Below are 24,257 nucleotides of genomic sequence, written 5' to 3'. Positions count from 1 at the left end.
TCAAAACGGAACCTGACATGTCCCGACTTCTTCCCGGCGTTATCGCCATGGCCGCCATTGTCGTGGCCTCGAACATCCTTGTGCAGTTCCTGTTCGGCCAGTGGCTGACATGGGGTGCCTTCACCTATCCGCTCGCGTTCCTCGTGACCGACGTGATGAACCGTATTTACGGCCCGTCGACCGCACGAAAGGTCGTCTTCGCCGGTTTCGTCACGGGCGTCATCTGCTCTCTGATCGGCACCCAGATTCAGGGCGAATTCGGCCCGCTGGTCACCTGGCGGATCGCCATCGGTTCGGGGCTGGCGTTCCTGACGGCGCAACTTCTGGACGTCGCCATCTTCGACCGCCTTCGCGAAGGCACGTGGTGGCGCGCGCCTCTCGCCTCGTCTCTGGTCGGATCGGCCGTAGACACCGCGCTGTTCTTCACAATCGCTTTTGCCGGCTTCCTGACCTTTGTCGAACCTGGGAACGATGTCTCGTGGGCGGGCGAGGTTCTGCCGCTTCTGGGCCAAGGGCCGGACGCTCCGCTCTGGGTATCACTGGCTGTGGCGGACTGGGGGGTGAAACTCGCCCTCGCTTTGATCGCTTTGGTGCCCTTCCGCCTGATCGTTGGGCGAATGACCGCACGGGTAGCGTAAAAATATTTGACAGACACAAAATATGTGCCAACCTCCTGATATCGGCAACAATTGAAAGGAGGTGGTCCAGTGTCTAGAGCGATATTGGAGAGAGGTGTCCGGACAGTCGGGAGGGCCGTCGCCTGAAGGCAAACCTGAAGGCAGAACACTCCTGATTGGGTCTGTCGGTACGCCGACCCCTAACTGGCCCATCTCCAAGAACCTCGGAAGGGTCGCCGCATCGGCGACCCTTCTTCGATTTACGGGCAAGGCATGAAGATCAGCGACAAGATCGAGATCGCCGACTGGGAGATCACCGAGCAATTCGTACGCTCGAGCGGTCCGGGCGGCCAGAACGTCAACAAGGTGAACTCGGCTGTCGAACTTCGATTCGAGGCGGAGCGGTCGCCGAATCTGCCCGATCCGGTCAAGCGGCGCCTGCGACGGCTTGCCGGACGGCGCTGGACCCGGGACGGCGCGCTGGTCCTTCAGGTCAGCGAAGAGCGCAGTCAGGCCCGAAACCGGGAGATCGCCCGCGACCGGTTGCGCGACCTGATCGTCGAAGCTCTCCATCCTCCGAAACCAAGGCGGAAAACCCGCGTGCCGGTCTCGCAGAAGCGCAAGCGCGTCGAGACGAAGAAGAAACGAGGAGAGGTGAAGGCGCTGCGCGGCAAGATCGACCCCTAGCGCCGGCGCGACCGGACGCGCGGTCAGGGGCTCTGCCCCTCTTGGCCTATGGCCAATTCACCCCGGGATTTCCGAGACCCAAAGAAAAAATTTGATTCAAATTGTCTTCGCCTGTTTCGAAATATCCCCGCCGGAGGCATTGCGCGCCCTGGCGCGCAAAAAAATGGCGCCCATCTGGGCGCCATTTTCTGTGTGATCGGGAAGACTTCAGGCCGCGCGGCTGACGAGAACGTCATCCACCTGCTTCTGCGCATCGGTTTCGTCCGAACCGGACACCGCCGCCACTTCGCGAGTCAGACGCTCGAGAGCCGCCTCATAAAGCTGACGCTCGGAATAGCTCTGCTCGCGCTGGTCATCGGCACGATGCAGGTCGCGTACGACTTCGGCGATGGCGATCAGGTCGCCCGAATTGATCTTCTGTTCGTATTCCTGTGCCCGGCGCGACCACATGGCTTTTTTCACGCGGGCCTTGCCCTTGAGCGTGGTCATCGCCTTGGTCACGACATCGGGGGACGACAGCGTCCGCATCCCGACCTCGGCCGCCTTGTTTGTCGGCACCCGGAGAGTCATCTTGTCCTTTTCGAACGAGATCACGAACAGTTCGAGCTTGATGCCCGCGATTTCCTGTTCCTCGATCGAGACGATCTTGCCCACGCCGTGCGCCGGGTAGACGACAAAATCGTTCGGACGGAATTCCATTTTCTTCGCTTTACTCATGCAGACTGTGTCCTTCTCAGACTCCTAAAACCAGGCGACAAGAATAACGGCGGGAACACACACATCCTCCCGTCGCTTTCGTCCCTGTCGCTGGCCGCGATGCCGGGCAGATCGCCCCAAGCACCACAATGCTGCACGAATATAGCAGAAAAAACGCCCATTTCCAAGACATATGGCGGAAACGCCATATCCTGTTGGGACTTGCGGGCCTTATCCGGTGATAAAACGCGCCCGAAGAGCGCGAATCGGTCAGCCGCCTTCGCCGGGCGCCTCCGAAAACAGGTCCATCTTCCCCGGCTTGCCGTCCATCTCATCGGCCTCCGGCAGAGGATCCTTCTTGGTGATGATGACCGGCCATTCCTCGGAATATTTCCGGTTGAACTCGACCCATTTCTCCATGTCCGGCTCGGTATCCGGCCGGATCGCGTCGGCGGGACATTCGGGTTCACAGACGCCGCAGTCGATGCACTCGTCAGGATGGATCACCAGCATATTCTCGCCCTCGTAGAAGCAATCCACGGGGCAGACCTCGACACAGTCGGTGTATTTGCAGGCGATACAATTGTCGGTGACGACATAGGTCATGGGTGCGTACTCATCGCTGGCGGTCAGGGCGTCCTACCCCGTGGGAATTCGTCAATCAAGCGGGTCGGGCAGGGAAAGGTCCATGCGCCGTCTGTCGCGCCCCGTGGGCCGACCCTTTCCCTCGTAGCGCGGATTTTCCGAACCGCTGTTCTGATCCTCGGGAGAAAGGTCGTCGTAGAGCGCCTGCGCCTCGGGCGCGGGGCCGCGCCGCGTGGCAAGCGCGACAACCCGGATCACGCGAATCCGCCGCGCCTGAGCAAAGGTCAGGGTCATGCCCGGCCTGAGAGCCAGCGACGGTTTCGAAACCTTGACTCCATCCACGCGGACCTGCCCCGAAGCGACCAGTCGTGTGGCCAGCCCGCGCGTCTTGAAGAAACGCGCGTGCCAGAGCCACTGGTCGAGCCGCTGAGTGCCCTCGGTCAGGACTTGCCGTCCTTCAGCCCCATCAGAGCCTGAGCGAAGGGGTTATCGGGGTCGATGCGATCTTTCTTGGGCGGTCGGGACTGGAAGCTCTTTGGCTTGTTGCCGCCACTGTCACGCGGGCCGCCTTTGCCCTTGCCCTTCGGACGACCCTTGCCCTGCGGCTTGCCGCCCTGACGCCGCGCCTGACCGCGGTTGCCGCCCCATGTGAAGGTATAGAAAACCTCGACCTCGGGACCCTCGGCTTCGGCGCTTTCGGTTTCGGCGGGCGCCGCGCTTGCCTCGACCGTGCTGGCGGGTTCTTCCGAGGGCGCATCCTGCTTGTCGGCATCGGGCTGCGCGTCTGCTGCGCTGTCACCCTCTGCTTCCGCGTCCGGCAAAGGTGCGTCGGCATCGGCCGGCGCTTCTGTGGCGGTCGCTTCGCTCGGAGAGTCGGTGCGCTGCTTCTCGCGCTCGCCACGGGCGGCGTTGTAACCGAGCCCTTCCATCAGGTTTGCGAACTGCTCCAGCGTCATGCCGGTAATCGACAGCATGTCCGCCGTCGCCTCGAACCCGCCCCGCGTATCCTGATTGCGCAGCATGTCGGCCAGACGCTCGAGCATGTCGATCCGGATGGCACGCTCGCCCGCAGCCCGGTAGCCCGAGCGCAGGTGATAGCCCTTGGGCGCGTCCTTGGCGACCGGAACGGTCACAAGGCCGGGCGGCGGGCTTTCGGGGAATTCGTCCAGCCCCTCGGCCAGCGACCAGAGCACAAGGCGCAGCCGGGTCGGCGCGGGCTTCAGAAGAAGCGGCATGAAGACGGTGAACTGACCGAAGCGGACCCCGTGCTTGCGGAGCAGACCGCGCGCCTCCTGATCCAGAGACTTGACCTCGTCGGCCACCTCGGCCCGGGGCAGGACACCCATCGCCTCGACAAGACGGAAGCCGAAGCCGCGCGCCATGCCGGTCAGCGTTTCGTCACGCTGGACCGCGATCAGCGGCTCGAACAGGGCTGCGATCTTGCGGTCGATGAAATGTTGCAGCCGGCGGCGCACCTTTTCGGACACCTCTTCGCTGGCTTCTTCATCGACAAAAGCCTTGACCTGCGGCTTGAGCGGATCGTCGCCCTTCACCAGCTTTCCCACCGCATGTTCGCCCCACATCAGGCCGCCCTGCTCGGTGAAGTCCATTTCGGTGTCCGGCGCGTTGTAGAACCGGTCGGCGCGCAGATGGAATTCCGGCTGAAGCGACTGAAACGCCGCCTGGCGCACCGTCTTTGCCTCGTCCCCGGTCGCGCTGGCGTCCTGATGGAACCGGAATCCTTCCAGACGGCCGACGAATTCGCCTTCAACCGTCACTTCACCTTTATCGTTCACCTCGGCCACAAGGCCCTCCTTCTGTTTCAACCGCCGAAGCAGAACACTGGTCCGCCGGTCGACAAATCTTTGCGTCAGAGCATCGTGGAGCGCATCCGACAGACGGTCTTCTACCCTGCGGGTCATCCCACGCCAATCGGATTCGTCCCGGCACCAGCCGCGACGCTGCGCGACATAGGTCCATGTGCGGATATACGCCAACCGCTTTGACAGCGCGTCGATGTCGCCGTCCGTGCGGTCGATACGTTTGACCTGCCGCGCAATCCAGTCGTCTGGAACATACCCGTGCTCGTGCAGGAAGCCGAAGATCCGTTCCAGAAGCTGGGCATGTTCCTGGTGGCTGATGCCCCGGAAATCCGGGATCCGGCAGACATCCCAGAGAAGCTGAACAGACCGCCCGTCCGACGCGCGCGCTCGGACTTCGGCCACCTGCGAAAGCGCCTTGAGCGCCATCAAGTCGTCGGCGTCGCGGGCGCGGACCAGAAGCTCGTGTTCGGGTGGCTGTTCCAGAGACTGAATAAGTCGGTCGATCGAGCCGTATTCCAGCCGCGCGTTCCGCCACTGGAGCTTTTTCAGGGGCGTGAAGCTGTGAGAGGTGATCGCGTCCACCACCGGATCCGGCAAGGGCGGCGCCTCTCCCGTCACGCCAAAAGTGCCGTCCTTCATGTATCGCCCGGCGCGGCCCGCGATCTGGGCAAGCTCGTTCGGCTGAAGGTCGCGCATGCGCCGCCCGTCGAACTTCCGTAGACCGGAAAATGCGACGTGGTTGATATCGAGGTTCAGGCCCATGCCGATGGCGTCGGTCGCCACGAGGTAATCGACATCCCCGTTTTGGTACATCTCCACCTGCGCATTCCGTGTACGCGGGCTGAGCGCGCCCATCACGACGGCTGATCCACCCTTCTGGCGGCGCAGAAGCTCGGCTATGGCATAGACGTTTTCCACCGAGAAGCCGACGATGGCCGCCCGCGGTGTCATCCGGCTGATCTTTTTCGAGCCGGTATACATCAGGGTAGAGAACCTTTCCCGCCGCTGGAACTGAACGCCGGGCACCAGCGCGGCGATGGTGCCGCGCATTGTGTCGGACCCCATGAACAGCGTCTCGTGCGTGCCGCGCATTCTGAGCAGACGGTCGGTAAAGACATGGCCCCGCTCGGGATCGGCGCAAAGCTGGATCTCGTCGATAGCGACGAAATCCGCGCCCATCCCGTCGGGCATCGCCTCGGTCGTGCAGACCCAGTACTGGGTACGCTCGGGGACGATCCGTTCTTCGCCGGTGACGAGCGCCACGACCGACGGGCCCCGGACCGCAACGATACGGTCATAGACCTCACGCGCCAGAAGCCTCAGCGGCAGCCCGATGACGCCTGTGCGGTGGGCCAGCATACGCTCGATCGCATAATGCGTCTTGCCGGTGTTTGTAGGACCTAGGACCGCGACCACGCGGCCTTTCAACTGGGACATGTCACTGTCGGGAAAATTGCGTCACAGGGGTTAAATAGCAGGACGACGCCCGAGACAAGGCGACCCCAGGCTGAGGGTTTTTCAATCTCAGACCTCTTTGCCCAAATTTTGCCACATTTTGGACATAGAAAAGTCTGTAGCGGGCCATGTTTCCGCCCGTTTTGTAATGAGTGACCAAGAACGAGTACCCCCATGCGAGCCTGGAATCTGCCCAGCCTTCAAACTCCCGATGGACTAAACTCTCCCGGAATGAGCGTTAAGAGCGCTCATGGCGGAAAGGGTTCGGCGCATCCATTGCGCCCCACGCAGCGCCCTTCGCTGCGCAAGTCGATGGGTTTTATCGATATCGAAGAAATCTTCGCGGAGATCGAGCAGGGCTAGGCGCGGGCTAGGCCCTCAGAACGAATTTTCGTCCTTGCCGCGGTTCTTGCCTTCGGACTTGCCGGGGTCACCAGCCTCGTCGCCATTTCCGCCGCCCGCATTCATACGCGAACCCTTACCATTGGTCTTGGTGGGTGCCGTCGGCTCGGGGTCTTGCGACACCGCGGTGACACGGGGCGCATCCGTATCCGTATCGGGCAATATGGCGGCCGAACTGGTACTGCCTTTACCCGGCGCCGGTCTCGGCTGGACGATCTTGCGGTCCATCCGGCCCATCACCTCGGTAATCACCCGGCGATTCAGACGCTCCCGATCCTCGGTTCTTACGGCGGGCTTCTCCTCGCCAAACGACACCATTGCGACAAGCCGTTCGGATTCGATTCCCTTGGACACCAGATAGGCCACGACCCGCTTGGCGCGCCGCATCCCCAGATCCCGATTATACGTCAGGTTACCCACCATGTCGGTATGACCGGTAACGCCGAACTTCAGATTGGGCCGTGATCGGATGTAGGCCGCCTGCTGGTCAAGCTGTTCGCGCGCCGAAGGATCGAGGAAATCGCGGTCGAAATCGAAATAGACCGTATCGAACCCCTCAAGCGACGCACCGCCAGGCAGGATTGCAAGCACCCGGTCCAGCATCGGCGCGTCGGACGCCGTAACCGGCGCCGGCACAGCACCAAGGAGAAAGATGAGCGAAAAACTTGTGAAAATTCGGGTCATTCCGTCACCTGAGCGACACCCCCGCGTCCCAGCACCGCCATTTTCCCACGAAATGTGGCGTGATCAGGGCAGGAGCGCGGATTCTCAGGGTCAGCGTTTCCCCACCCCCGACAATCCGCCGTACGCCCCCGACAGTGTCACCCGACGATCAGCTTTCGCCCGCCTCGATCAGCGTCCGAATGATCGCCTTGGCGCTGTCCGAGTTCCATTCGGCGTCCCCCCGCATCCGCGCGATCTCACGGCCTTCGGGGTCGAGAATCAGCGTGATCGGCAGGCCGAGCACCCCCATGTCGCGCGCCAGACCAGACCGCGGATCAAGGTAGAGAGGCAGGTTTTCGACGCCGACCTCCTCGAAAAACCGGCGGATGCCGGCGATCTCGTTCCGTCCCGTGGCGATGGTGACGACCTCGAAGTCGTCGCCGCCGAACTCACTCTGCAACTCGGAGAGCATCGGCATTTCCTTCCGGCAGGGTGCGCACCACGTGGCCCAGAAGTTCACCAGCACATGCTTTCCCTCGAAATCGCTCAGGCTGAACGTCCCGCCTTCGGGGTCGGTGAAGGTCTCACCCGACACCGCGACCGGGTCGGAGAACAACAGCTTCTTCATCGTCCCTTCGCGGAGCGCCTCGGCGGCGGCGACATCCGCATGTGCCGGGTTTGCACCGAGAACGAGGGCCGTGTAGAGGACGCCAAGAATGAACCGCATGTTTTCCTCCGGGGTACGAACAGCATGACCGACAGCGCGAATACGATGTGGGGCGGCCGCTTTGCCGCCGGACCCGATGCCATCATGGAGGCAATTAATGCCTCGATCGGCTTCGACCAGCGCCTTGCGCGGCAAGACATCGAAGGCTCGCGCGCCCATGCCGCCATGCTCGCGGCGCAGGGCATCCTGACAGATACCGATGCCGAGGCGATCCGGAAAGGCCTGCTCACGGTCTTGTCAGAGATCGAAGCGGGCGATTTCGCCTTCTCGACGGAGCTTGAAGACATCCACATGAACGTGGAAGCGCGGCTGAAGGAAATCATCGGAGAGCCTGCCGGACGCCTGCACACCGCCCGCAGCCGGAACGACCAGGTGGCGACCGATTTCCGCCTCTGGGTCCGGGATCAGTGCGACGCCGCGATCACCGCCATCGAAGCGGTGCAGCGCGCACTTCTGGCTCAGGCCAAGGCGGGCGCGGACTGGGTGATGCCGGGATTCACACATCTCCAAACCGCGCAACCGGTGACCTGGGGCCATCACATGATGGCCTATGTGGAAATGCTGGGCCGCGACGCCTCGCGGTTTCGCGACGCGCGTGCGCGGATGAACGAAAGCCCGCTTGGTGCCGCGGCGCTGGCCGGCACGTCCTTCCCCATCGACCGCCACGCGACGGCAGAGGCGCTCGGTTTCGACCGCCCCATGGCCAATTCGCTCGACGCGGTCAGCGACCGGGATTTCGCGCTGGAGTTCCTGTCCGCCTCAGCCATCTGCGCCGTCCACCTCAGCCGCTTTGCCGAAGAGCTGGTCATCTGGTCTTCGGCCCAGTTCCGCTTCGTGGCGATGTCCGACAGGTTCTCGACCGGCTCTTCGATCATGCCGCAGAAGAAGAACCCCGACGCCGCCGAGCTGGTCAGGGCCAAGATCGGCCGCATTCTGGGCGCGACCGTAGGCCTGTTCACGGTGATGAAGGGGCTGCCGCTGGCCTATTCCAAGGACATGCAGGAAGACAAGGAACAGGTTTTCGACGCCGCCGATACGCTGATGCTGGCGCTCGCCGCGATCGAGGGCATGGTCAGCGACATGAGCGCCAACCCCGACGCGCTTCGCGCCGCCGCGTCCTCAGGCTTTTCCACTGCGACCGACCTTGCCGACTGGCTGGTCCGCGAGGCGGGCCTGCCCTTCCGCGACGCGCACCATGTCACCGGTCGCCTCGTCGCCATGGCCGAGGAACAGGGTTCCGACCTGCCAGACCTGACGCTCGATCAGATGCAGTCGGTCCATGAGGCCATCACCGATGACGTGTTCTCTGTTCTCGGCGTGGACAATTCGGTCGGAAGCCGCACATCCTATGGCGGCACGGCGCCTGAACAGGTGCGCCAACAGATCGAACGGTGGAAGGACCGGCTGGGATGAGAAAGCACTTCTGCGCGATGCTCCTTCTTGCGCTGCCCGCCTGCGAGGATCCCACGCTGAACCTCGGCGCCTCGATCTCGTCGAGCGGCGTCTCAGTGGTGCCTTCGGTCTCGGGCCGCGCGGGCGGCATGACCGTCGCGGTCAGCCCATGATCCGCGCGGTCTTCACAGTCCTCGTCCTTGTGACGCTGGCCGCCTGCGGCGCGGATGGCGACCCCGAACCGCGCGAACCCGGGCTCTCGGTCAGCGGCGATATCCGCGTTGGTGTAAGAGGGGGGCTCTGATGTCCGGTATCCGCGTCGTCTACCTGGGCCTCGCCATCTGGGGTGCGATTCACCCGATGTATTACTTTCTGGGCTACATGGCCGAGACGGGCACCGGCCTCTCCGGCCTGATCGACGCCTGGTACGTGAATGCGTCGACAACCGGACTGGTCTGGGACCTGACCATCGCCGCCACTGCGCTGACCGTCTGGATCATTGCGGAAACGGTGGTGCGCAAGAACTGGCTCGCCCTCGTGGCGATCCCGGCCACCTTCTGTATCGGCGTGTCCTGCGGGCTGCCGCTTTACCTGTTCCTCAGAACCCGAGGCGTCGAATGACCAACCACCTGTACAAGTGCGACCTGCCCGAAGGGATCGACTGGGGCGATGCCGTCGCCATCGACTGCGAGACGATGGGCCTGAACCCTCATCGCGACCGGCTCTGCCTCGTGCAGCTCTCAACGGGTGACGGCAACGCGCATCTGGTCCAGATCGAAAAAGGTCAGACATCCGCGCCCAACCTCGAACGCCTTCTGACCGACCCGAGCATCACCAAGCTCTTCCATTTCGGCCGTTTCGACATCGCCGCGCTTTACCACACCTTCGGCGCGCTGGCCGAGCCGGTCTACTGCACCAAGATCGCGTCCAAGCTGATCCGCACCTACACCGACCGCCATGGCCTGAAGAACCTGCTGGACGAACTTCTGGGCGTCGACATCTCGAAACTCCAGCAGATGAGCGACTGGGGCGCCGAGACCCTGACCGAGGCTCAGCTCGCCTATGCCGCCTCCGACGTGCTCTACCTGCATCGCCTGCGCGACGCGCTGAACGAACGGCTCGACCGCGAGGATCGCCGAGACCTGGCCGAGGCCGCATTCCGCTTCCTGCCGACGCGGGCAAGGCTCGATCTGGCAGGCTGGCCGGAAATCGACATCTTCGCCCACTAGGCGCTCGACGGGCACTTCTTTGGGTCCGAAAATCCCGGGGGAGGCGCGCGCAAGCGCGACGGGGGCAGAGCCCCCTTGCCACGCTGATCGGCAATTCTTCGCACGCGCTGTTTCGCGCAGCCCCTCACAGGCTTATATCCCATCCATGTCCCGCGACGACCGATACAGCCGCTTGGTGCTCTGGTTGAAGGTGGCGTTCCCGCTCGCGGCGCTCGCCATTCTCTCGACCCTGTTCATGGTGGCCGAAACCCTCGATCCCGAGGCCGCGATCCCCTATGCCGAGGTGGATGTCGAACAGATCATGCGGGAACAGGGCGTCACACGCCCCACCTTCGGCGGCGTCACGCAGGACGGTGTTCAGATCGCACTCGGCGCCGAGGCTGTTCGGCCAAGCGGAGCGGCATATCGCGGCACCGAGTTGAACGTCACGCTGGACTTGCCACAGGGCGGCAGGATCACGGTCGTATCTCCCGAGGGTACGATCGACGTCCCGGGCGAAGCGGCGACACTCGATGGAGGTGTCGAGGTCGAAAGCACCACCGGCTACCGGGTCGAGACTCAGACGCTCAGAACCGCATGGAGCGTCGCCACGCTGGAGACAGACAGCACCGTCACCGCGACAGGACCAGGCGGCGATATCGAGGCGGGACGCATGGTTCTCTCCGCCGATGGCGAAGGAGGCGGACATGTTCTGGTTTTCAAGGATGGCGTCCGGCTGGTATACCGGCCGGGATTTTAAGGAGCATATGCACGTGCCGCGTTTTCTGTCCGCCATTGTTCTGACAGCCGCCCTCTGCTTTTCCGGACCGGTCCTGGCGCAGGGCGCCGACGTGGCGCTCGGCCTAGGCGGGTTCAGCCCCGACCAGCCGGTAGAGGTCACCGCTGACAGCCTGAGCGTCGATCAGGCAACCGGGCGCGCGGTCTTCAATGGCAACGTTCTTGTCGTGCAGGGCGAGGTTCGAATGAGCGCGGGAGAGATCGTCGTGATCTACGCCACCGACGAAGGTGGCGCGCCGAGCGGCATCTCGGAACTGCGTGCAACGGGCGGCGTGACCGTGGTCACACCAACCGATGCGGCCGAGGCACGCGAGGCCGTCTATGTGATCGAAAGCGGTTCCGTCACCATGTCCGGCGACGTACTTCTGACACAGGGCCAGACCGCGCTGGCGGGCGAGCGTCTCGTCCTCGACCTCGAGGCCGGCAGCGGCAGGATGGAAGGCCGCGTGCGCACCGTCTTCGGCGGCGGGGGCAACTGATGGCCTCCCCCGCACTCACAGTGGCCGACGGCGGACAGGGTCTGAGGGTCCGGAATCTGCGCAAGTCTTACCGCAACCGTCCGGTGATCCGGGACGTTTCCATGGATCTGCACCGGGGCGAGGTCGTGGCGCTTCTGGGGCCCAACGGCTCGGGCAAAACGACCTGTTTCTACTCCATCGCGGGCCTCGTCATGCCGGATGGCGGCGAGGTGACGATCGACGGCAAGGATGTCACGACCCTGCCCATGTACCGCCGCGCAAAGCTGGGTATCGGGTATCTGCCGCAGGAGCGCTCGATCTTTCAGGGGCTGAATGTCGAAGAGAACATCCTCGCCATTCTCGAAATCGTCGAGAAGGACCGGATGCGGAGACGCGAACGTCTGGAAGAGCTTCTGAACGAATTCTCTATTTCCCATCTCAGGCGGACGCCGTCGGTCGCGCTGTCGGGTGGTGAGCGCCGCCGCTGCGAGATCGCGCGCAGCCTTGCGGCCAACCCCAAATACCTGCTTCTGGACGAGCCCTTTCCCGGTATCGACCCCATCGCCGTAGGCGATATTCGCGATCTTGTAATGGACCTGAAGACACGCGGTATCGGCGTTCTCATCACCGACCACAACGTGCGGGAAACGCTCGAAATCGTCGATCGCGCCTATATCCTGCACGATGGCGGTGTTCTGATGAGCGGCACCGCCGAGGAAGTCGTCCGAGACGAAAAAGTGCGTAGCGTCTATCTCGGCCAGAGCTTTCGCATTTCCTGACCTTCATGCCGCACCGCCGCGTGAGATCTGATTGACAGACACCCCAAGGTTGTCGCCAAATGGAGCAAATGACGGACCGTAACGTCTCCGCCCAGTCTCTGTTCTTCCAAGCACCGTGGACCCGGCCGGTATTCCTCAATCTCAAGCCATTCGACTGCAGCGCACATCGCGCGGGCAGTTAGGGTTTTCCCCTCCACAACATCAGGAGTCCTCCATGCGTTACCAGATCACCGGAAAGCAAATCGACATCGGAGATGCGCTTCAGACCCATGTCCGCAACTGTCTGGACGAGGTGATTGAGAAATACGCAGGACGGCCCACCGACGCGGCCATCATCTTTTCCAAATCCGGCAGCGAATACACGTGCGAGGCGACGATCCATCTGTCCACCGGCCTCACCGCGCAGGCCAAGTCTCATGACCACGAGATCTATGCCTGTTTCGACAAGTGCTGCGAGAAGCTGGACAAGCAGCTTCGCCGCTACAAGCGCAGGTTGAAGGACCACCATCGTGAACGGGCCCAACCTGTTGAACTTCTTGCCGCTTCATCCTATGTGCTCGCGTCATCAGACGATGAGGACGAATCAGACGACTCGACGTTGCAGCCGATGATCATCGCCGAGATGGAGACGAAGATACCGTCTCTTTCCGTGGGCGAGGCTGTGATGCAAATGGAACTCGCTGGCGCACCGGTGCTGGTGTTCCGTAACGAAAAGCAGGATTCCGGCGTGAATATCGTCTACCGCCGGGATGACGGGAATATCGGTTGGATCGACCCTAACTAGGACAGCCCAAAAAGCGCAAAGGCGCTCGAGCAGGAAGACGGGTTCTTAATGGATTTGACGAAAATCCTTCGACTTGGCGCCGTAAAGGCGGTCAGTGTCGTCGGCAGCAAAAAACGGCTCTTTCAGGAACTGGGCGATATGGCCTTCGCGGCCTATGGCATTCGCGGCAGCGACGTCTGCGCGGCACTTCAGGAACGCGAAGCCCTTGGGCCGACCGGTGTGGGACATGGCATTGCCCTGCCCCATGCCCGCCTCGGCGGGCTCGATCAGGTCTGCGGCCTGTTCGTGCGGCTGGAAAAGCCCATCGACTTCGATTCAGTCGACCGGCAGCCCGTGGACCTCGTCTTCGCGCTACTTGCGCCGGAAGACGCGGGCGTCGAACACCTGAAGGCACTGGCCCTCGTGTCGCGCACCATGCGGAACGGTGATCTTTGCGCGAAACTCCGGGCCAATGGCGATGTGTCGACGCTCCACACTCTCCTGACCGAAGCGCCCGCGTCTCAGGCCGCCTGATCCGGCGCCCAACGCCGATATCCGAACATAAGATAATCCCGGCGATAGGCTGCCTCGACGGCCGACTGAATGTCGTCCGTCACGACCTCGGCCAGCGGGAACGGTGACGGTACCCGGAAACCGCCTTCAAGCGGCGGAGCCTCGACACCCGCCTCGGCGGCGATCCACTGAAGCGACTCGGCCAGCCTCTCTTCACGGATCACGCGATCGGGGATCGCGAACTGTCCGATCGCACTCAGAAGCATGTCCTGCGTCGCCCATGTATTGTCGACGCGCAGGCTGGTCTGGCCCCCCAGGTTGCCTTTCAGAAAGACGAGGAATGCCAGAAACGCGGCCCGGTGCCGGTCGAGCGTCCAGTCTTCGCCCGACCCGTCTGGCGGCAGCGGCACGTCATAGCGCGAGATCAGACCCGCGCGCATATCGGCATAGGTTTCCTCGCCCGCAGGCAGAATGAACCGGCAGAACGTGTCGTGAACCCGGTCGAGCGGATGCCTTACGACACTAAAGCCCCGATGACCCGGATGCTGCCGCTTCCAGCGGCGCATGTCCCGCTGGGTCAGTCCGCTGTCCACCTTGCCGTCCGGATCCACCGATTTCAGCCAGTCGGGCACCGGATCGAACCCGGCGCCACGGATCGGCATGTAGAGAAGTGGCGCGCTCTTGCAGACGCGGAACATTTTCAGGCCCGGCCCACGCTCGGGCTCGTGGATCGGCACTCGCCCGATATCCGGCGCGGCGATGGACAAAAGCGCCGCTTCCGCATCGGCGGGGTTGGTCAGCCGGTCGCGCACCGGAGTCGGGTTCTGCACCTTCGCCCGCACGCGCTCGGGGTCCGGCGGACCATCGGCGCCAAGATACTTGCCCAGTCCGGCGATCACGTCAGGGTCGGACAGATCGTCATAAGCGATGTGAAACGCGGTCTGCCCAGTCACCTGCAACCGATAGGCGATGTCACCCTGAAACGCGGCCAGCGTATTCAGGAACGAGACGTATTCATCGGCATCGAAAGGAACGCGCGCGGCCTTGGCCGTTTTCATGTCGCCCAGCCACCACTGATCCGTCTTGCGCGCGATCTTGAGCGACACGTAGCTGTCGATGGGCCGCCGTGTCAGAACGATCTTGGCGGCGTTCGGGTCGTCCAGAACGTGCCGGATCACCCGGGGATCGTGATCGTAGAACAGCCGGAAGCCTGGAAGACTTTTGGCATTCGTGCGCATGGCGCCCACCGCCCGGATCGGGTCCGCGTCACGCGCCGCGATGGACAGACCGAAGCGCGACTTTTCTCCCGGCTTGCCGAAGAAATGCGGATTGAACAACTCGCCATGGCTCTCGATGCCCGGCATCGCGCTCAGGTATTCCTCGAGCAGGTTGGAACCGGTCCGCATCCCGCCAAGGACGACCCAGTAGTCGAAACGCCCCACCATGTCAGCGCCTGCCCCGCTCGCGGCCGCGGCCGATACGTTCGGCCGTATGCGTGCGGTCGATCTCTGGGATGTCGCCGGCGGTATGCGGGCTCATCCCGGCATTCCGAAGCTCTTGCAGGAATCCGGCCAGCCCCTCCATCGGCTTCAGACGGGGCATCTGCGTCAGGTGCTGCGCACCGGGGACCGAGAAATCGTCAATGATCACCTGCAGCGGCAGCGCCGGGTCGGCCACGAACTCGGCCAGTGTCCAGAGACGGACCCGCGCCCGCGTCTGCCGTTCGCGCAGGCGCAGCAGGTGCTTCGCTTCACGCTTCTGAAGCCGCGCGGCTTCGGGGCGGATATCCGCGATTGCGCGTCCCGACCGCAGGAGCGGCAGCGCCCACGTGCCGCTGACCGCCGCGACATAGGCGTTGGAATCGCTCGCCAGAAGTTCGGAAATACCGGAGCAGTCACCTGGCCCGTAGAGAAAGGACTGATGCTCGCCCCGCGTCGACCAGATCAGGTTCTTGAGAAAGCTCTCGGGATTGTAGTTTCTCAACGCCGCCGAGGTCGATAGCCCGCCCGGTCCGCCATGCGCCCCTTGCGCGAACTCGGCCCTGTCGGGCGCGAACAGATGCCCATGCGCGGTCGAACCAAGCGCCTCGGCGATCCAGCCGGGAAAGTCCTCGAACAGCTCTGAGAACCCGTGAAAAACCGAATAGGGCGCGGCAGTCGGCGTCATGTCGTAGCCCGGATCGGGGAACCGCGCGGCGGAAAGAAGGCCCTGTCGACCCTCGGTCCTGCGTTTCAGCGCGGCGGCAAAGACGCGGTCGATCTCGGTCGCGGTCACGGGCGGCTCCGGCACCTCGCCCGCCGGGCGCGGCGTCAGGAAAGCATCGTAGAGACCAGACGCGCCCCGCCAGATCTTTCGCGCGAAGAACTCGTTCGAGGTCCTCAGGAGTGACAGATGGTCGTCGTAAAACAGATGCGGCTTGCCCTGAAAATCGAACTTGGACAGCGTGAGCGACATGCTTTCGATACGATGGCCAAAGCGGCGCACCATGGTCTGGTAGTAGCTCTCGTCGGGAATCCAGACCCGCCGGAAATAGCGGTCGACGGCGACCCGGTTCGGATCGCTCCGTATCTTGGTCAGAGTCTCGCGGCTGAGGCACCACCATTGCGACCCCATATGCGGCTTCAGCGCCTCGGGCATCCGGCGACGCCGGCCAATCTTGCGCTGCAGATCGACCCAGATGTCGAAAAGCCGCTTCTGCCGCTTCCACGCAAACGGGAAAGACAGCGTGAACCGCTCTTCGCTGAGGCCTCCTTGCGTCCATGGGACATCTCGGATGGTGACGCTTTCGATGAAATCCGTTCCCTGGTGCCGCTTCAGGAATGCCAGCAGCTCCGGTACCGGTTTGATCGGCAGGCAGGCACCCGACATCAGGAAGACGTGTCCGATCTCAGGGTGCCGATCGAGAAGCGCCGCCGCCCCCCGCCGCGTGGCACTGACCAGCGACCACGTTCCCCAGTCGCAGGCGATGCGCGGCAGAAGCGTGATCAGCGGCTCTTCCGAGATGCGTTGCTCCAGCCCCCTGAACTCCGCCATGGGCGTGCGGCGGTCGACGTGGATCGCCACCGGGCAGCCATGCGCCGCCAGATGCCGCGCCACCTGCGCAGCCCGATCGAGCGCGGTATGCGCCAGCATGACGAAGCCCACCGTCATGCCCAGTTGCCCTTCGACATCAGGCCAAGCGTTTCAAGCTGCCGCCACCCGGTCAGCCGCTCGGACCATTTGCACCAGAGGCCGTGACGCCCGTGCTCGGTCAGGTGATAGGCGGCATATTCGCGGCCCCGCGCGAAATGCTCGCGCCGGACGACCTCTTCCGCAGCCTTCTCGATCAGGCTGTCGAGGAACTTGGCGTGCAGCAGGCAGCCGGAGGTCTTTTCGCCGCCCTTCCGGTCATAAACCTGGTTCAGACCGCGCGGCAGCAGCATATGGGTTGAGGAAACGAAGGCGTATTTCCGGTCCCACCGAACCAGCGGGATCTTGTTCAGCGACGGCGCCTCTTCGGGGGCATCGGGAAAATAGACCCGCGCCCTTGGTCCACCCTGTATCCAGAGGTTCCCGTATTTCGGGTTCTTGCTGATCGAGTAGTTGCCGGGATCGAACCAGTCGGCCAGCGAGAACGGGTCCTGCCCCTCGCGGTAGCTGAGCCCCGACAGCGGTCCTTTGGGGTACATATCCACCATAAGCGTGCCGAAAGACCGGATACCGGACTGATCCAGCCAGTCGCAGAGCGCGGACAAGGGCCGGGTGTCGCAGAACGGGTAGACGAGAAACTCATCGGGATCGAGCGTCAGCGTCCAGTGGCCGTGGCCGTACCGGAATTTGAGCCAGTTCATCCAGTCCGTGCCATACCGGCTGCGGCGATAGCTGGCATTGGTCCGCCAGACCGAGACGTCGGGCTGCGCCGCAAGGTATTCGCACCCCCCGTCGTCCGAGCCGTTATCGACGAAGAGAAAATGGTCGACGCCCAGACGGCGATAGTAGTCGAGGAAATAGGGAAGTCGCGGCTTCTCGTTCCGGACAGAGAGAAAGGCAAGGATATTGCCCTTCCCGATCAGGTCGGTGCGGTCGGACACTGGTGCCAGGTCGCGGCGCCGCCGAATGGCGCGAAGCTGCCAGCGCCGCCGCTCCATCCTCAGCCGGAATGCCGTCGAAAGGCCCACGTCTGTCCACTCCGCCGTCGCGGATGGTCAGCCCGCGATCATTTTATCAGGTCGAAGACACGGGCAAAGTGCCGGTACCACGTCGGAATGCGGTATGCGCGAAGCTCCGATCTGCGGCGGGTCTGCTCTGCCAAGTCCTCGCTGGCCAGGTCTCTGATGGCCCTGAACCATTGATACATGTCGCCCGCTTTCGCGTAAACGGCCATATCCCCAAGATGTGCCTCTATCGAGGGCAGCGGCGTCGATATCGTGGGGACGCCGAGCGACGCGGCCTCATAGGGCGGCAGCCCGAAACCTTCTGCCAGCGACGGGAAAAGCAGCCCCGTCGCACCCGCCAGATGCGCCTTCATCTCCTTGTCGGGAAGCGGACCCAGCTCGAACACGGTACGGCCCATCATCGGAGAGGAATCAAGACGGTTGAACAGCTCTTCGTTCTTCCAGCCCCGGCCACCGATGATCCTGAGCTCGGGCACCTTCTGCTCGTCCATCTTCTGGTGCATCCGCTCCCAGATATCGAGGAGGAAGCCATGGTTCTTGCGTGGCTCGATGGTCCCAAGAACGACGAAATAGGGCTTCTCGGAATGCTCGACCTTGGCGGGCGGGGCGCCGATGCTGACGCCAAGAGGCGCCACCGTGATTGGCACACGGTGCCCCGTACCCACCATGCGATGCTCCAGCCGTTCCTTCACGTCATCCGAGGGCACAACGATGTGGTTGGCGAAATTGATAGTGGCCGTCAGCCGTTCGATGAATTTCGAGCGGGCGACGTCAGTCTGAAACTCGGGGAAATCGATGGGAATCGTATCATGGATCATCACGATCTTGGTGTGATCCGGCATTTCCATCATCGCACGGAAGGTCTGCGGATTCAGGTTGGTGTGCCCGACATTGATGTAGGCCAGCCCGTTCGGCATCCGCCACATGATCTTGCGGATCGACAGGCTCGATGCACGCGACGACGCGATCGCCCGAATGGTCGAGGCCATATCGGCGCCGTCCAGATCCTTGCGATCGAAATACTCGGGCAGGCGGGCAAGGCGGTCCGGCTCGAACATCAGGAACCCGCGAATGGTGCGGATCAGGCCCCAGCCTTCCTGTTCGATCACCTCATCCAGATATGCGCGTTCAACCCGGTCGATGCCTGTTTGCACCGGGCTCCCAAGCCGGGAAAACGTTCGGCTGAGGTCGAGAACTGGCGTCGCCACTTTCCGTTTCCGCCTTTTCTTCCGTCCTACTGGTTCTGCGTACCCAACGTCGGCACGATCTGCCGAAGATATTCGGACAATTCATCCCGCAGGTCCGATCTTGCAAGCGCGAAACCTACCGTTGCCTGAAGAAATCCCGCTTTTGAGCCACAATCGAACCGCTGACCGTCGAATTTCAGGCCATGAACGGGACGGCCGGCAGCGATTTCGGCGGCGATGGCGTCGGTAAGCTGGATTTCCCCGCCTGCACCCTTGGTCTGCGTGTTGAGGGTTTCCAGCACGGAAGGCGTCACGATATAGCGTCCGATCACCGCCAGCGACGAGGGCGCCTCGTCGACCTTGGGCTTCTCGACCATACCCTTGACCTTGAGAAGGCGACCGTCCGGATCGCCGGCGGACGTGTCGAGGTCCAGAATACCGTAAGAGGACGTCTTCTCGCGCGGGACCTCCATGGCGGCAACCATCGATCCGCCTGTCTCGGCATAAGCTTCGACCATCTGCTTCAGGCAGGGCGTGTCGGCGGCGATGACGTCGTCGGTCAGGATGATGGCAAAAGGTTCATCCCCGATCAGGCGGCGGGCGCACCAGACGGCGTGTCCCAGACCCATGGGCTTGTGCTGCCGGATATAGGCGATAGCACCCGATTCCATGTTCGTGGCTTTAAGCGCATTGATCAGCTCATCCTTGCCCGAGCCTTCCAGTGCGGCTTCGAGCTCTGGCGCGAAGTCGAAATAATCTTCGAGCGCGGATTTCCCGCGCGACGTGACGAAGATGAATTCGGTGATCCCGGCGGCACGCGCCTCGTCGATGGCGTACTGAATGAGCGGTCTGTCGACCAGCGTCATGATCTCTTTCGGAACGGCCTTGGTGGCTGGCAGGAATCGAGTCCCTAACCCCGCGACCGGAAACACGGCCTTGGTCACTTTACGCGTCGTATTCGTCACAACTGCCCTCTCGTCCCGTGTTTTGAATTCGCCTCCGGCGCCGCTCTCGGAGCGGCAATTCCCCGCGAGCCTTTCGTCGCCATGTCGGGGAAGTATGCAGTTTCTCCGATACCACGGAGCAATGCAACGCGCCGGATTTCTTCACGAACCCGATCGGCAAAACTGCACCACCGGAAGGCGGGGCCGGACCGCAGGCTGCGGCCGAACTGCCCGCCGGTCTGAACCCAGATTCCAGGGCGCAGAAACCGGACGCGGTGCCGGATCGAGGTCGCAGAGAAGCTAAAAACGCTGGCGCGCCCACCCTCGGCGACGATCCGCGCTGCACGCAATATGGCGGCGCGGCGCCCGAAAAGCCGTGCGGTGATGACGCGATGTCCTAAGGCAACGCAAGCGCTGCGCCGGAACGTCCCCTCGGCCCGGATCGGTTCAGGATAGGGCGGGCTCAGCACCGCACCTTCCCGCCACCCGGCTTCCAGCGTCGCCATGCGGGGCGCGATGTCCCTGGGCTCGCAAGTGCCGCGCACCATATGGGCGACAAGCCGCTGACGTTCTCGCTGGAACAGGCGTTCCTTGATCTCGTCGGGCGGCGCACCGCGATAGCGGTGGGCGAAAATGGCAGTGCTTCGGCCGACCTCGGTCAGGTCCAGCGGCGCCCTGAGGCGGGTCCGACGACCTGACGGTGCGAACGCGTGATGCACCTGCGCCAATGGCGCGACCCCCGCCACATGCCCCGCGCGGGCCAGCCGGATCGACAGGTCGGTATCGTCCATGAAGAAGCGATATGCCGGATCAAAGCCGCCGACAGACAAAAGTATATCGCGCCGGATCAGGCAATTGGTCCCGACCAGCTTCAGCGCCCGCCCCGTTTTGAGAGAGGGCACGAAGGCAACGCCGTCGCCTGCGTGCTCGGTATGCGTCTCGCCCTCGGCGTCGACCGAAGCCACCGCACTTTGATAGCTGATCCCGTTCCGGCCACGCACGAAACCGACCAGCGCGGGGACATCAAGCAGCGCGGCAGCGTCCATGTAGTGGGTCAGCCAAGTCGGTTCGGCCACGGCATCATCGTCAAGGAACGCGATCCACTCGCCGCCCGAGGCCCGGATGCCCGCATTTCGCGTCACCGAAATATTGCCGCCTTCGACCGTGACCACGCGGATCGCGCCGCGCAGCGGGTGCGGGTCGAGCGCCTCGATGGACGCGGCATCGGCGGCGACCACGATCTCGAAGGCTGGATAGTCGAGCTGACCCAGGGACGTCAGGCAACGGGCAAGCCATCCGGGCCGCGCGTGGCTAGCCACGACGACGCTGACTTTGGGATGACCCGTTCCCGGCAAACCTACTCCGCGACCAGGTCGACACCCGGGGCGAGCGCCAGAAAATGAGGATTGCGGAAGCCGGGTTTTCCGTAGGCGAGCGGCGTGTGATCGTCGCGATTCAGAACTGTCCCTCCGGCTGCATTCAGAACGGCGTGACCTGCAGCGGTATCCCACTCCATCGTTGGACCGAGACGAGGGTAGAAATCCGCCTCGCCCGCCGCCACCAGACAGAACTTCAGCGACGATCCAGCCGCCACGCTGTCGGCAACCGAGTACCGCCCGATATAGTCTTCAAGCTCTGGGCTCCGGTGAGATTTCGAAGCGACCACGAACAATGCGGAATTGTCGGGGCGCCTGACGCATATCGCGCGAGTTTCGCCCATGGTCTCCGGATCGAGCGCGCCGGTTTCCTCGACTGCGCCGCCGTCGGCGAGGGTCAGAAACAACCGGCCCTTGGCGGGTGCATAGACGACCCCCAGAGTAGGCGTCCCGTTCTCGACCAGCGCGATATTGACGGTGAAATCGCCGCGCCGGTTCACGAACTCTTTCGTGCCGTCCAGAGGATCGACAATCAGGAAGGTGTTGGCGTTCAGATCGTGGGTGGCGGCCTGCTCCTCGGTTACCAGCGTCAGATCCGGCCAGCCGGCGCGCAGCCCGTCCGAGATGATTCCATCTGCCAAAAGATCGGCCTCGGTCACCGGGCTTTGGTCCGCCTTCTCGGTGACAGCGAACTCGTCACGCTCGTAAACGTCCATGATCGCGCGACCCGCTTCGATGGCGAGGCGGCGAAGTGTCGAAACCATGTCAAACCGGTGAATTTCCGCCATCCCGATTCCTTTATGCTGGGCGCAGATGCTATTGATGGCTTATGGTGTCCCCCGGGGGCGACGACAAGGGCGGCAAGACCGGTACCAAAAACCGGCGAAACCGACCTACTAATACAGGCAGGCGACGACCCAGTGTTTCAGACCGAGCAAAGACAGCGGCCCTCTCTTGTCCGTTCTGCGGGCACGATTCTGTCCCTTGTATTCCACAGCACCGTCAGGTCGATCCGATCGGGTCATCGTGATGCTCTGATGGCGATCGCCAAGAACCTGCTTCAGATGATCGTCATGATCGGCATTTTCTTTGTCGTCATGGATATGCTTGGCGGGCGCCGCATGGCGGTTCGGGGCGATTTTCTGCTCTACGTCATGTCCGGCATTTTCGTCTTCATGACCCATGTAAAGGCGATGGGCGCGATATCCGGTGCAGACGGCCCGGTATCTCCGATGATGCAGCACCTTCCGATGACACCGCTCATCGCCATCGTCTCGGCGGCACTGGGTGCGATCTATGTGCAGGTTCTGTCCATGGCAGTGCTTTTGACCGTCTATCACCTGATGTGGGAACCCATCTCCATCGCGCACCCGGTCGGCGCTGTGATGATGCTGCTGCTTGCGTGGTTCTCGGGCTGCTGCTTCGGGCTGGTCTTCGCGGCGCTCAAGCCCTGGCTGCCCGGTGCGACGGGCATGATCCAGATGGTCTACCAGCGCGTCCAGATGTTCGCCTCAGGCAAGATGTTCCTGGCGAACGGTCTTCCGACAAAGATGTTCGCGCTTTTCGCCTGGAACCCGCTTTTTCACATCATCGACCAGGGGCGCGGCTATATCTTCGAGAACTACAACCCGATGCGCACGTCTCTCGAGTATCCGCTGACAATCTCCATCGTGGTAGGTGTGATCGGAATTCTCGGCCTGAGCTATACCAACCGCTTCGTGTCTCTGTCGTGGAGCGCCGGCCGTTGATCCGCGCCGTGCTGGCCATTGTTCTGCTTCTGGCTGGACCGGTTCACGCAACTCAGGACGCCTTTCCCGGCCTTTACGATGTCACCGGCGTTGCCTCGGATGACGTGCTGAACATCCGGAGTGGTCCGGGCGCGAGCCACGCCATCATCGGGTCGCTGCCACCCGACGCCACCGATATCGAGGTCATCGCCCCAGACGACCGTCACCGTTGGGCCAAGATCAATTTTCGGGAGGGCACCGGCTGGGTCTCGATGGACTACCTCGTCCCGCATCCCGGACAGGTCAGCGGTTTCGTCCCCGACATCCGTCACTGTTTCGGCACGGAGCCCTTCTGGTCGCTGACTTATGATCAGCCGCGTATCACGCTCAGCATGCCCGATATCGAACCGCGCGACGGGCTGATCTCGGGCTATCACGGTTCGCTGTCGCGGCGGGACCGCTTCGCCTTCACCGGCTCGTTTTTCCCGACAGCGGCGGGCGACCGCGAGATCCAGCTTTTCGTCCGGCAGGAGATCTGCACCGACGGCATGTCGGACCGTGAATATGGCATCGCCGCCGACGTGCTGATCAAGCGTCCGACGGCCGGCGGCGACCATAGCGGAACCGGATTCTATGCCGGGTGCTGCAGCCTTACCCCGCCATCCGCAAGGTGACGTTGACCCGCCCGCCCTCGGGCAACAGGTCCGACGACCGGAATTTGATCCGGTCGATCCCGTGCCATGCCAGCCGGGCCGCCCCGCCTATAACGGCCACGTCCCCCGACTTGAGCCAGCGGCTTTTCGAGGGCGTCGGTGTCTCGACCCCGCCCACACGGAACAGCGCGTCATCTCCGAGTGAGATCGAGACGACGGGCCAGTGCAGATCGGCCTCATCCTTGTCCTGATGAAGACCCATCCGCGCGCCCTCGCCGTAGAAGTTGACCAGGCAGGAATCGGGGTCGCGATCGACGCCGGAGACCTGCCGCCAGACCGTCAGGACGCTTGCCGGAATATCCGGCCAGGGTGATCCGTCGAATGACGTCTCGGCATAGCGATAGCCCTTGCGGTCCGTGACCCAGCCGCGCGCGCCCGCTGCCGTCATCCGCACGCTCATCTGCCGGCCGCCCGGCGTCTCGTACTGCCGGAACGGAGCGGCCTTCGCGACCGCGCGAAGATCGTCTAGCATCGCCTCCTGCGCGCGCCTGTCCAGATGCCCCGGCATGATCGTGACACCGTTCAGATCCACCGCATCGGAAAACAGATCAGCCACGCCATTCCTTCCGTCCATTTTGCGCGATTCGTTT

The 24,257-nt window shown here is 63.0% G+C and carries 29 protein-coding genes; 15 read left to right on the top strand and 14 right to left on the bottom strand.

Features of this window, described 5'->3' with window-relative positions:
* Positions 1–17: 17 nt before the first annotated feature.
* Together GQ651_RS10755 and arfB are read left to right on the top strand one after the other, a co-directional pair.
* Complete coding sequence (locus GQ651_RS10755) at positions 18–638, top strand: queuosine precursor transporter (protein WP_160764258.1); 621 nt, start codon at positions 18–20, stop codon at positions 636–638.
* A 252-nt stretch (positions 639–890) separates the two neighbouring features.
* Positions 891–1,304: an alternative ribosome rescue aminoacyl-tRNA hydrolase ArfB gene (gene arfB, locus GQ651_RS10750; RefSeq protein WP_160764257.1), complete on the top strand. Its 414-nt coding sequence runs from the start codon at positions 891–893 to the stop codon at positions 1,302–1,304.
* A 207-nt stretch (positions 1,305–1,511) separates the two neighbouring features.
* Here the strand turns inward: arfB and GQ651_RS10745 are convergent, their stop codons facing one another.
* The 4 genes from GQ651_RS10745 to GQ651_RS10730 all read right to left on the bottom strand — a co-directional run bounded on the left by GQ651_RS10745 (position 1,512) and on the right by GQ651_RS10730 (position 5,845).
* The gene (locus tag GQ651_RS10745) at positions 1,512–2,021 is read right to left on the bottom strand and encodes a CarD family transcriptional regulator (RefSeq protein ID WP_160764256.1); all 510 of its coding nucleotides are present in this window, start codon (positions 2,019–2,021) and stop codon (positions 1,512–1,514) included.
* A gap of 249 nt (positions 2,022–2,270) precedes the next feature.
* Positions 2,271–2,606 (bottom strand): ferredoxin FdxA, encoded by a 336-nt coding sequence (fdxA, locus tag GQ651_RS10740; protein ID WP_160764255.1) that lies wholly within the window; start codon positions 2,604–2,606, stop codon positions 2,271–2,273.
* Between the two features lie 51 nt (positions 2,607–2,657).
* Positions 2,658–3,029: an RNA-binding S4 domain-containing protein gene (locus tag GQ651_RS10735; RefSeq protein WP_160765131.1), complete on the bottom strand. Its 372-nt coding sequence runs from the start codon at positions 3,027–3,029 to the stop codon at positions 2,658–2,660.
* Positions 3,026–5,845, bottom strand: a complete 2,820-nt coding sequence (locus tag GQ651_RS10730; protein ID WP_160764254.1) for a helicase-related protein — start codon at positions 5,843–5,845, stop codon at positions 3,026–3,028. Before GQ651_RS10730 ends, GQ651_RS10735 begins: the two co-directional genes overlap by 4 nt.
* Before the next feature lie 249 nt (positions 5,846–6,094).
* Between GQ651_RS10730 and GQ651_RS18905 the strand changes: the two genes are divergently transcribed.
* Complete coding sequence (locus tag GQ651_RS18905) at positions 6,095–6,226, top strand: hypothetical protein (RefSeq protein ID WP_264464696.1); 132 nt, start codon at positions 6,095–6,097, stop codon at positions 6,224–6,226.
* 15 nt (positions 6,227–6,241) lie between these two features.
* Here GQ651_RS18905 and GQ651_RS10725 read toward each other — a convergent pair whose 3' ends face one another.
* Both GQ651_RS10725 and GQ651_RS10720 read right to left on the bottom strand, forming a co-directional pair.
* Positions 6,242–6,949 carry an OmpA family protein gene (locus GQ651_RS10725; RefSeq protein ID WP_160764253.1) on the bottom strand — a complete coding sequence of 236 codons (708 nt, stop codon included), beginning with the start codon at positions 6,947–6,949 and terminating at the stop codon, positions 6,242–6,244.
* Between the two features lie 148 nt (positions 6,950–7,097).
* The gene (locus GQ651_RS10720) at positions 7,098–7,655 is read right to left on the bottom strand and encodes a TlpA disulfide reductase family protein (RefSeq protein ID WP_160764252.1); all 558 of its coding nucleotides are present in this window, start codon (positions 7,653–7,655) and stop codon (positions 7,098–7,100) included.
* Positions 7,656–7,679: 24 nt separating this feature from the next.
* Between GQ651_RS10720 and argH the strand changes: the two genes are divergently transcribed.
* The 10 genes from argH (at position 7,680) to GQ651_RS10675 (ending at position 13,587) form a co-directional block, all read left to right on the top strand.
* A complete protein-coding gene (gene argH / locus GQ651_RS10715; protein WP_160764251.1) occupies positions 7,680–9,068 on the top strand; it encodes an argininosuccinate lyase in 1,389 nt (462 codons plus the stop codon).
* Positions 9,065–9,220, top strand: a complete 156-nt coding sequence (locus tag GQ651_RS10710; protein ID WP_160764250.1) for a hypothetical protein — start codon at positions 9,065–9,067, stop codon at positions 9,218–9,220. The genes argH and GQ651_RS10710 overlap by 4 nt, the downstream gene beginning before the upstream one ends.
* Positions 9,217–9,351, top strand: a complete 135-nt coding sequence (locus tag GQ651_RS18900) for a hypothetical protein (protein ID WP_264464695.1) — start codon at positions 9,217–9,219, stop codon at positions 9,349–9,351. Before GQ651_RS10710 ends, GQ651_RS18900 begins: the two co-directional genes overlap by 4 nt.
* Positions 9,351–9,668: a DUF2834 domain-containing protein gene (locus tag GQ651_RS10705; protein ID WP_160764249.1), complete on the top strand. Its 318-nt coding sequence runs from the start codon at positions 9,351–9,353 to the stop codon at positions 9,666–9,668. Before GQ651_RS18900 ends, GQ651_RS10705 begins: the two co-directional genes overlap by 1 nt.
* Positions 9,665–10,276 (top strand): ribonuclease D, encoded by a 612-nt coding sequence (locus tag GQ651_RS10700; protein ID WP_160764248.1) that lies wholly within the window; start codon positions 9,665–9,667, stop codon positions 10,274–10,276. The genes GQ651_RS10705 and GQ651_RS10700 overlap by 4 nt, the downstream gene beginning before the upstream one ends.
* 145 nt (positions 10,277–10,421) lie before the next feature.
* Complete coding sequence (gene lptC, locus GQ651_RS10695) at positions 10,422–11,015, top strand: LPS export ABC transporter periplasmic protein LptC (protein WP_160764247.1); 594 nt, start codon at positions 10,422–10,424, stop codon at positions 11,013–11,015.
* Between the two features lie 13 nt (positions 11,016–11,028).
* Positions 11,029–11,532 (top strand): LptA/OstA family protein, encoded by a 504-nt coding sequence (locus tag GQ651_RS10690; protein WP_406565456.1) that lies wholly within the window; start codon positions 11,029–11,031, stop codon positions 11,530–11,532.
* On the top strand, positions 11,532–12,290 hold the full coding sequence (lptB, locus tag GQ651_RS10685) for an LPS export ABC transporter ATP-binding protein (RefSeq protein WP_160764246.1): 759 nt from the start codon (positions 11,532–11,534) through the stop codon (positions 12,288–12,290). Before GQ651_RS10690 ends, lptB begins: the two co-directional genes overlap by 1 nt.
* A gap of 214 nt (positions 12,291–12,504) precedes the next feature.
* Positions 12,505–13,074 carry a ribosome hibernation-promoting factor, HPF/YfiA family gene (gene hpf, locus GQ651_RS10680; protein WP_160764245.1) on the top strand — a complete coding sequence of 190 codons (570 nt, stop codon included), beginning with the start codon at positions 12,505–12,507 and terminating at the stop codon, positions 13,072–13,074.
* 48 nt (positions 13,075–13,122) lie between these two features.
* Positions 13,123–13,587, top strand: a complete 465-nt coding sequence (locus GQ651_RS10675) for a PTS sugar transporter subunit IIA (RefSeq protein WP_160764244.1) — start codon at positions 13,123–13,125, stop codon at positions 13,585–13,587.
* Here GQ651_RS10675 and GQ651_RS10670 read toward each other — a convergent pair.
* The 7 genes from GQ651_RS10670 to cysQ all read right to left on the bottom strand — a co-directional run bounded on the left by GQ651_RS10670 (position 13,575) and on the right by cysQ (position 22,015).
* Positions 13,575–15,011, bottom strand: coding sequence for a sulfotransferase (locus GQ651_RS10670; RefSeq protein WP_160764243.1), 1,437 nt, complete (start codon positions 15,009–15,011; stop codon positions 13,575–13,577). The genes GQ651_RS10675 and GQ651_RS10670 overlap by 13 nt on opposite strands.
* Position 15,012: 1 nt before the next feature.
* Positions 15,013–16,716: a beta-1,6-N-acetylglucosaminyltransferase gene (locus tag GQ651_RS10665; RefSeq protein WP_160764242.1), complete on the bottom strand. Its 1,704-nt coding sequence runs from the start codon at positions 16,714–16,716 to the stop codon at positions 15,013–15,015.
* Positions 16,713–17,723 (bottom strand): glycosyltransferase family 2 protein, encoded by a 1,011-nt coding sequence (locus GQ651_RS10660; RefSeq protein ID WP_160764241.1) that lies wholly within the window; start codon positions 17,721–17,723, stop codon positions 16,713–16,715. The genes GQ651_RS10665 and GQ651_RS10660 overlap by 4 nt, the downstream gene beginning before the upstream one ends.
* A 38-nt stretch (positions 17,724–17,761) precedes the next feature.
* Positions 17,762–18,874 (bottom strand): glycosyltransferase family 4 protein, encoded by a 1,113-nt coding sequence (locus GQ651_RS19040; protein WP_160764240.1) that lies wholly within the window; start codon positions 18,872–18,874, stop codon positions 17,762–17,764.
* Positions 18,875–18,954: 80 nt separating this feature from the next.
* Positions 18,955–19,872 carry a UTP--glucose-1-phosphate uridylyltransferase gene (locus GQ651_RS10650; protein ID WP_160764239.1) on the bottom strand — a complete coding sequence of 306 codons (918 nt, stop codon included), beginning with the start codon at positions 19,870–19,872 and terminating at the stop codon, positions 18,955–18,957.
* Positions 19,869–21,206, bottom strand: coding sequence for a glycosyltransferase family 2 protein (locus GQ651_RS10645; RefSeq protein ID WP_227258142.1), 1,338 nt, complete (start codon positions 21,204–21,206; stop codon positions 19,869–19,871). Before GQ651_RS10645 ends, GQ651_RS10650 begins: the two co-directional genes overlap by 4 nt.
* A gap of 2 nt (positions 21,207–21,208) precedes the next feature.
* Positions 21,209–22,015, bottom strand: a complete 807-nt coding sequence (gene cysQ / locus GQ651_RS10640; protein ID WP_227258141.1) for a 3'(2'),5'-bisphosphate nucleotidase CysQ — start codon at positions 22,013–22,015, stop codon at positions 21,209–21,211.
* A 249-nt stretch (positions 22,016–22,264) separates the two neighbouring features.
* On the opposite strand from cysQ, the gene GQ651_RS10635 reads away from it, so the two are divergent.
* The gene (locus GQ651_RS10635) at positions 22,265–22,975 is read left to right on the top strand and encodes an ABC transporter permease (protein ID WP_227258140.1); all 711 of its coding nucleotides are present in this window, start codon (positions 22,265–22,267) and stop codon (positions 22,973–22,975) included.
* Positions 22,972–23,628 carry an SH3 domain-containing protein gene (locus GQ651_RS10630; protein WP_160764237.1) on the top strand — a complete coding sequence of 219 codons (657 nt, stop codon included), beginning with the start codon at positions 22,972–22,974 and terminating at the stop codon, positions 23,626–23,628. Before GQ651_RS10635 ends, GQ651_RS10630 begins: the two co-directional genes overlap by 4 nt.
* Here GQ651_RS10630 and GQ651_RS10625 read toward each other — a convergent pair.
* Positions 23,606–24,241 carry an alpha-ketoglutarate-dependent dioxygenase AlkB gene (locus tag GQ651_RS10625; protein WP_160764236.1) on the bottom strand — a complete coding sequence of 212 codons (636 nt, stop codon included), beginning with the start codon at positions 24,239–24,241 and terminating at the stop codon, positions 23,606–23,608. The two genes, GQ651_RS10630 and GQ651_RS10625, sit on opposite strands and share 23 nt — an antisense overlap.
* Positions 24,242–24,257 lie beyond the last annotated feature (16 nt).

This window comes from Kangsaoukella pontilimi (assembly GCF_009830125.1).
Taxonomy (GTDB): Bacteria; Pseudomonadota; Alphaproteobacteria; order Rhodobacterales; family Rhodobacteraceae; genus Kangsaoukella; species Kangsaoukella pontilimi.
Note: the sequence above shows the minus strand (reverse complement) of the source record. Positions and strands in the feature narration are given on the sequence as shown.

What these genes read in the sequence shown, in the direction of transcription:
- GQ651_RS10670 (WP_160764243.1), bottom strand. Translation starts at nt 15,011, where the DNA reads ATGGTGGGGCGTTTCGACTACTGGGTCGTCCTTGGCGGGATGCGGACC.
- GQ651_RS10665 (WP_160764242.1), bottom strand. Translation starts at nt 16,716, where the DNA reads ATGACGGTGGGCTTCGTCATGCTGGCGCATACCGCGCTCGATCGGGCT.
- GQ651_RS10675 (WP_160764244.1), top strand. Translation starts at nt 13,123, where the DNA reads ATGGATTTGACGAAAATCCTTCGACTTGGCGCCGTAAAGGCGGTCAGT.
- hpf (WP_160764245.1), top strand. Translation starts at nt 12,505, where the DNA reads ATGCGTTACCAGATCACCGGAAAGCAAATCGACATCGGAGATGCGCTT.
- GQ651_RS10725 (WP_160764253.1), bottom strand. Translation starts at nt 6,949, where the DNA reads ATGACCCGAATTTTCACAAGTTTTTCGCTCATCTTTCTCCTTGGTGCT.
- GQ651_RS10635 (WP_227258140.1), top strand. Translation starts at nt 22,265, where the DNA reads ATGGCGATCGCCAAGAACCTGCTTCAGATGATCGTCATGATCGGCATT.
- argH (WP_160764251.1), top strand. Translation starts at nt 7,680, where the DNA reads ATGACCGACAGCGCGAATACGATGTGGGGCGGCCGCTTTGCCGCCGGA.
- GQ651_RS10710 (WP_160764250.1), top strand. Translation starts at nt 9,065, where the DNA reads ATGAGAAAGCACTTCTGCGCGATGCTCCTTCTTGCGCTGCCCGCCTGC.
- GQ651_RS10625 (WP_160764236.1), bottom strand. Translation starts at nt 24,241, where the DNA reads ATGGACGGAAGGAATGGCGTGGCTGATCTGTTTTCCGATGCGGTGGAT.
- GQ651_RS18905 (WP_264464696.1), top strand. Translation starts at nt 6,095, where the DNA reads ATGAGCGTTAAGAGCGCTCATGGCGGAAAGGGTTCGGCGCATCCATTG.
- GQ651_RS10755 (WP_160764258.1), top strand. Translation starts at nt 18, where the DNA reads ATGTCCCGACTTCTTCCCGGCGTTATCGCCATGGCCGCCATTGTCGTG.
- GQ651_RS10720 (WP_160764252.1), bottom strand. Translation starts at nt 7,655, where the DNA reads ATGCGGTTCATTCTTGGCGTCCTCTACACGGCCCTCGTTCTCGGTGCA.
- GQ651_RS10730 (WP_160764254.1), bottom strand. Translation starts at nt 5,845, where the DNA reads ATGTCCCAGTTGAAAGGCCGCGTGGTCGCGGTCCTAGGTCCTACAAAC.
- GQ651_RS10705 (WP_160764249.1), top strand. Translation starts at nt 9,351, where the DNA reads ATGTCCGGTATCCGCGTCGTCTACCTGGGCCTCGCCATCTGGGGTGCG.
- arfB (WP_160764257.1), top strand. Translation starts at nt 891, where the DNA reads ATGAAGATCAGCGACAAGATCGAGATCGCCGACTGGGAGATCACCGAG.
- GQ651_RS18900 (WP_264464695.1), top strand. Translation starts at nt 9,217, where the DNA reads ATGATCCGCGCGGTCTTCACAGTCCTCGTCCTTGTGACGCTGGCCGCC.
- GQ651_RS10700 (WP_160764248.1), top strand. Translation starts at nt 9,665, where the DNA reads ATGACCAACCACCTGTACAAGTGCGACCTGCCCGAAGGGATCGACTGG.
- lptC (WP_160764247.1), top strand. Translation starts at nt 10,422, where the DNA reads ATGTCCCGCGACGACCGATACAGCCGCTTGGTGCTCTGGTTGAAGGTG.
- cysQ (WP_227258141.1), bottom strand. Translation starts at nt 22,015, where the DNA reads ATGGCGGAAATTCACCGGTTTGACATGGTTTCGACACTTCGCCGCCTC.
- fdxA (WP_160764255.1), bottom strand. Translation starts at nt 2,606, where the DNA reads ATGACCTATGTCGTCACCGACAATTGTATCGCCTGCAAATACACCGAC.
- lptB (WP_160764246.1), top strand. Translation starts at nt 11,532, where the DNA reads ATGGCCTCCCCCGCACTCACAGTGGCCGACGGCGGACAGGGTCTGAGG.
- GQ651_RS10745 (WP_160764256.1), bottom strand. Translation starts at nt 2,021, where the DNA reads ATGAGTAAAGCGAAGAAAATGGAATTCCGTCCGAACGATTTTGTCGTC.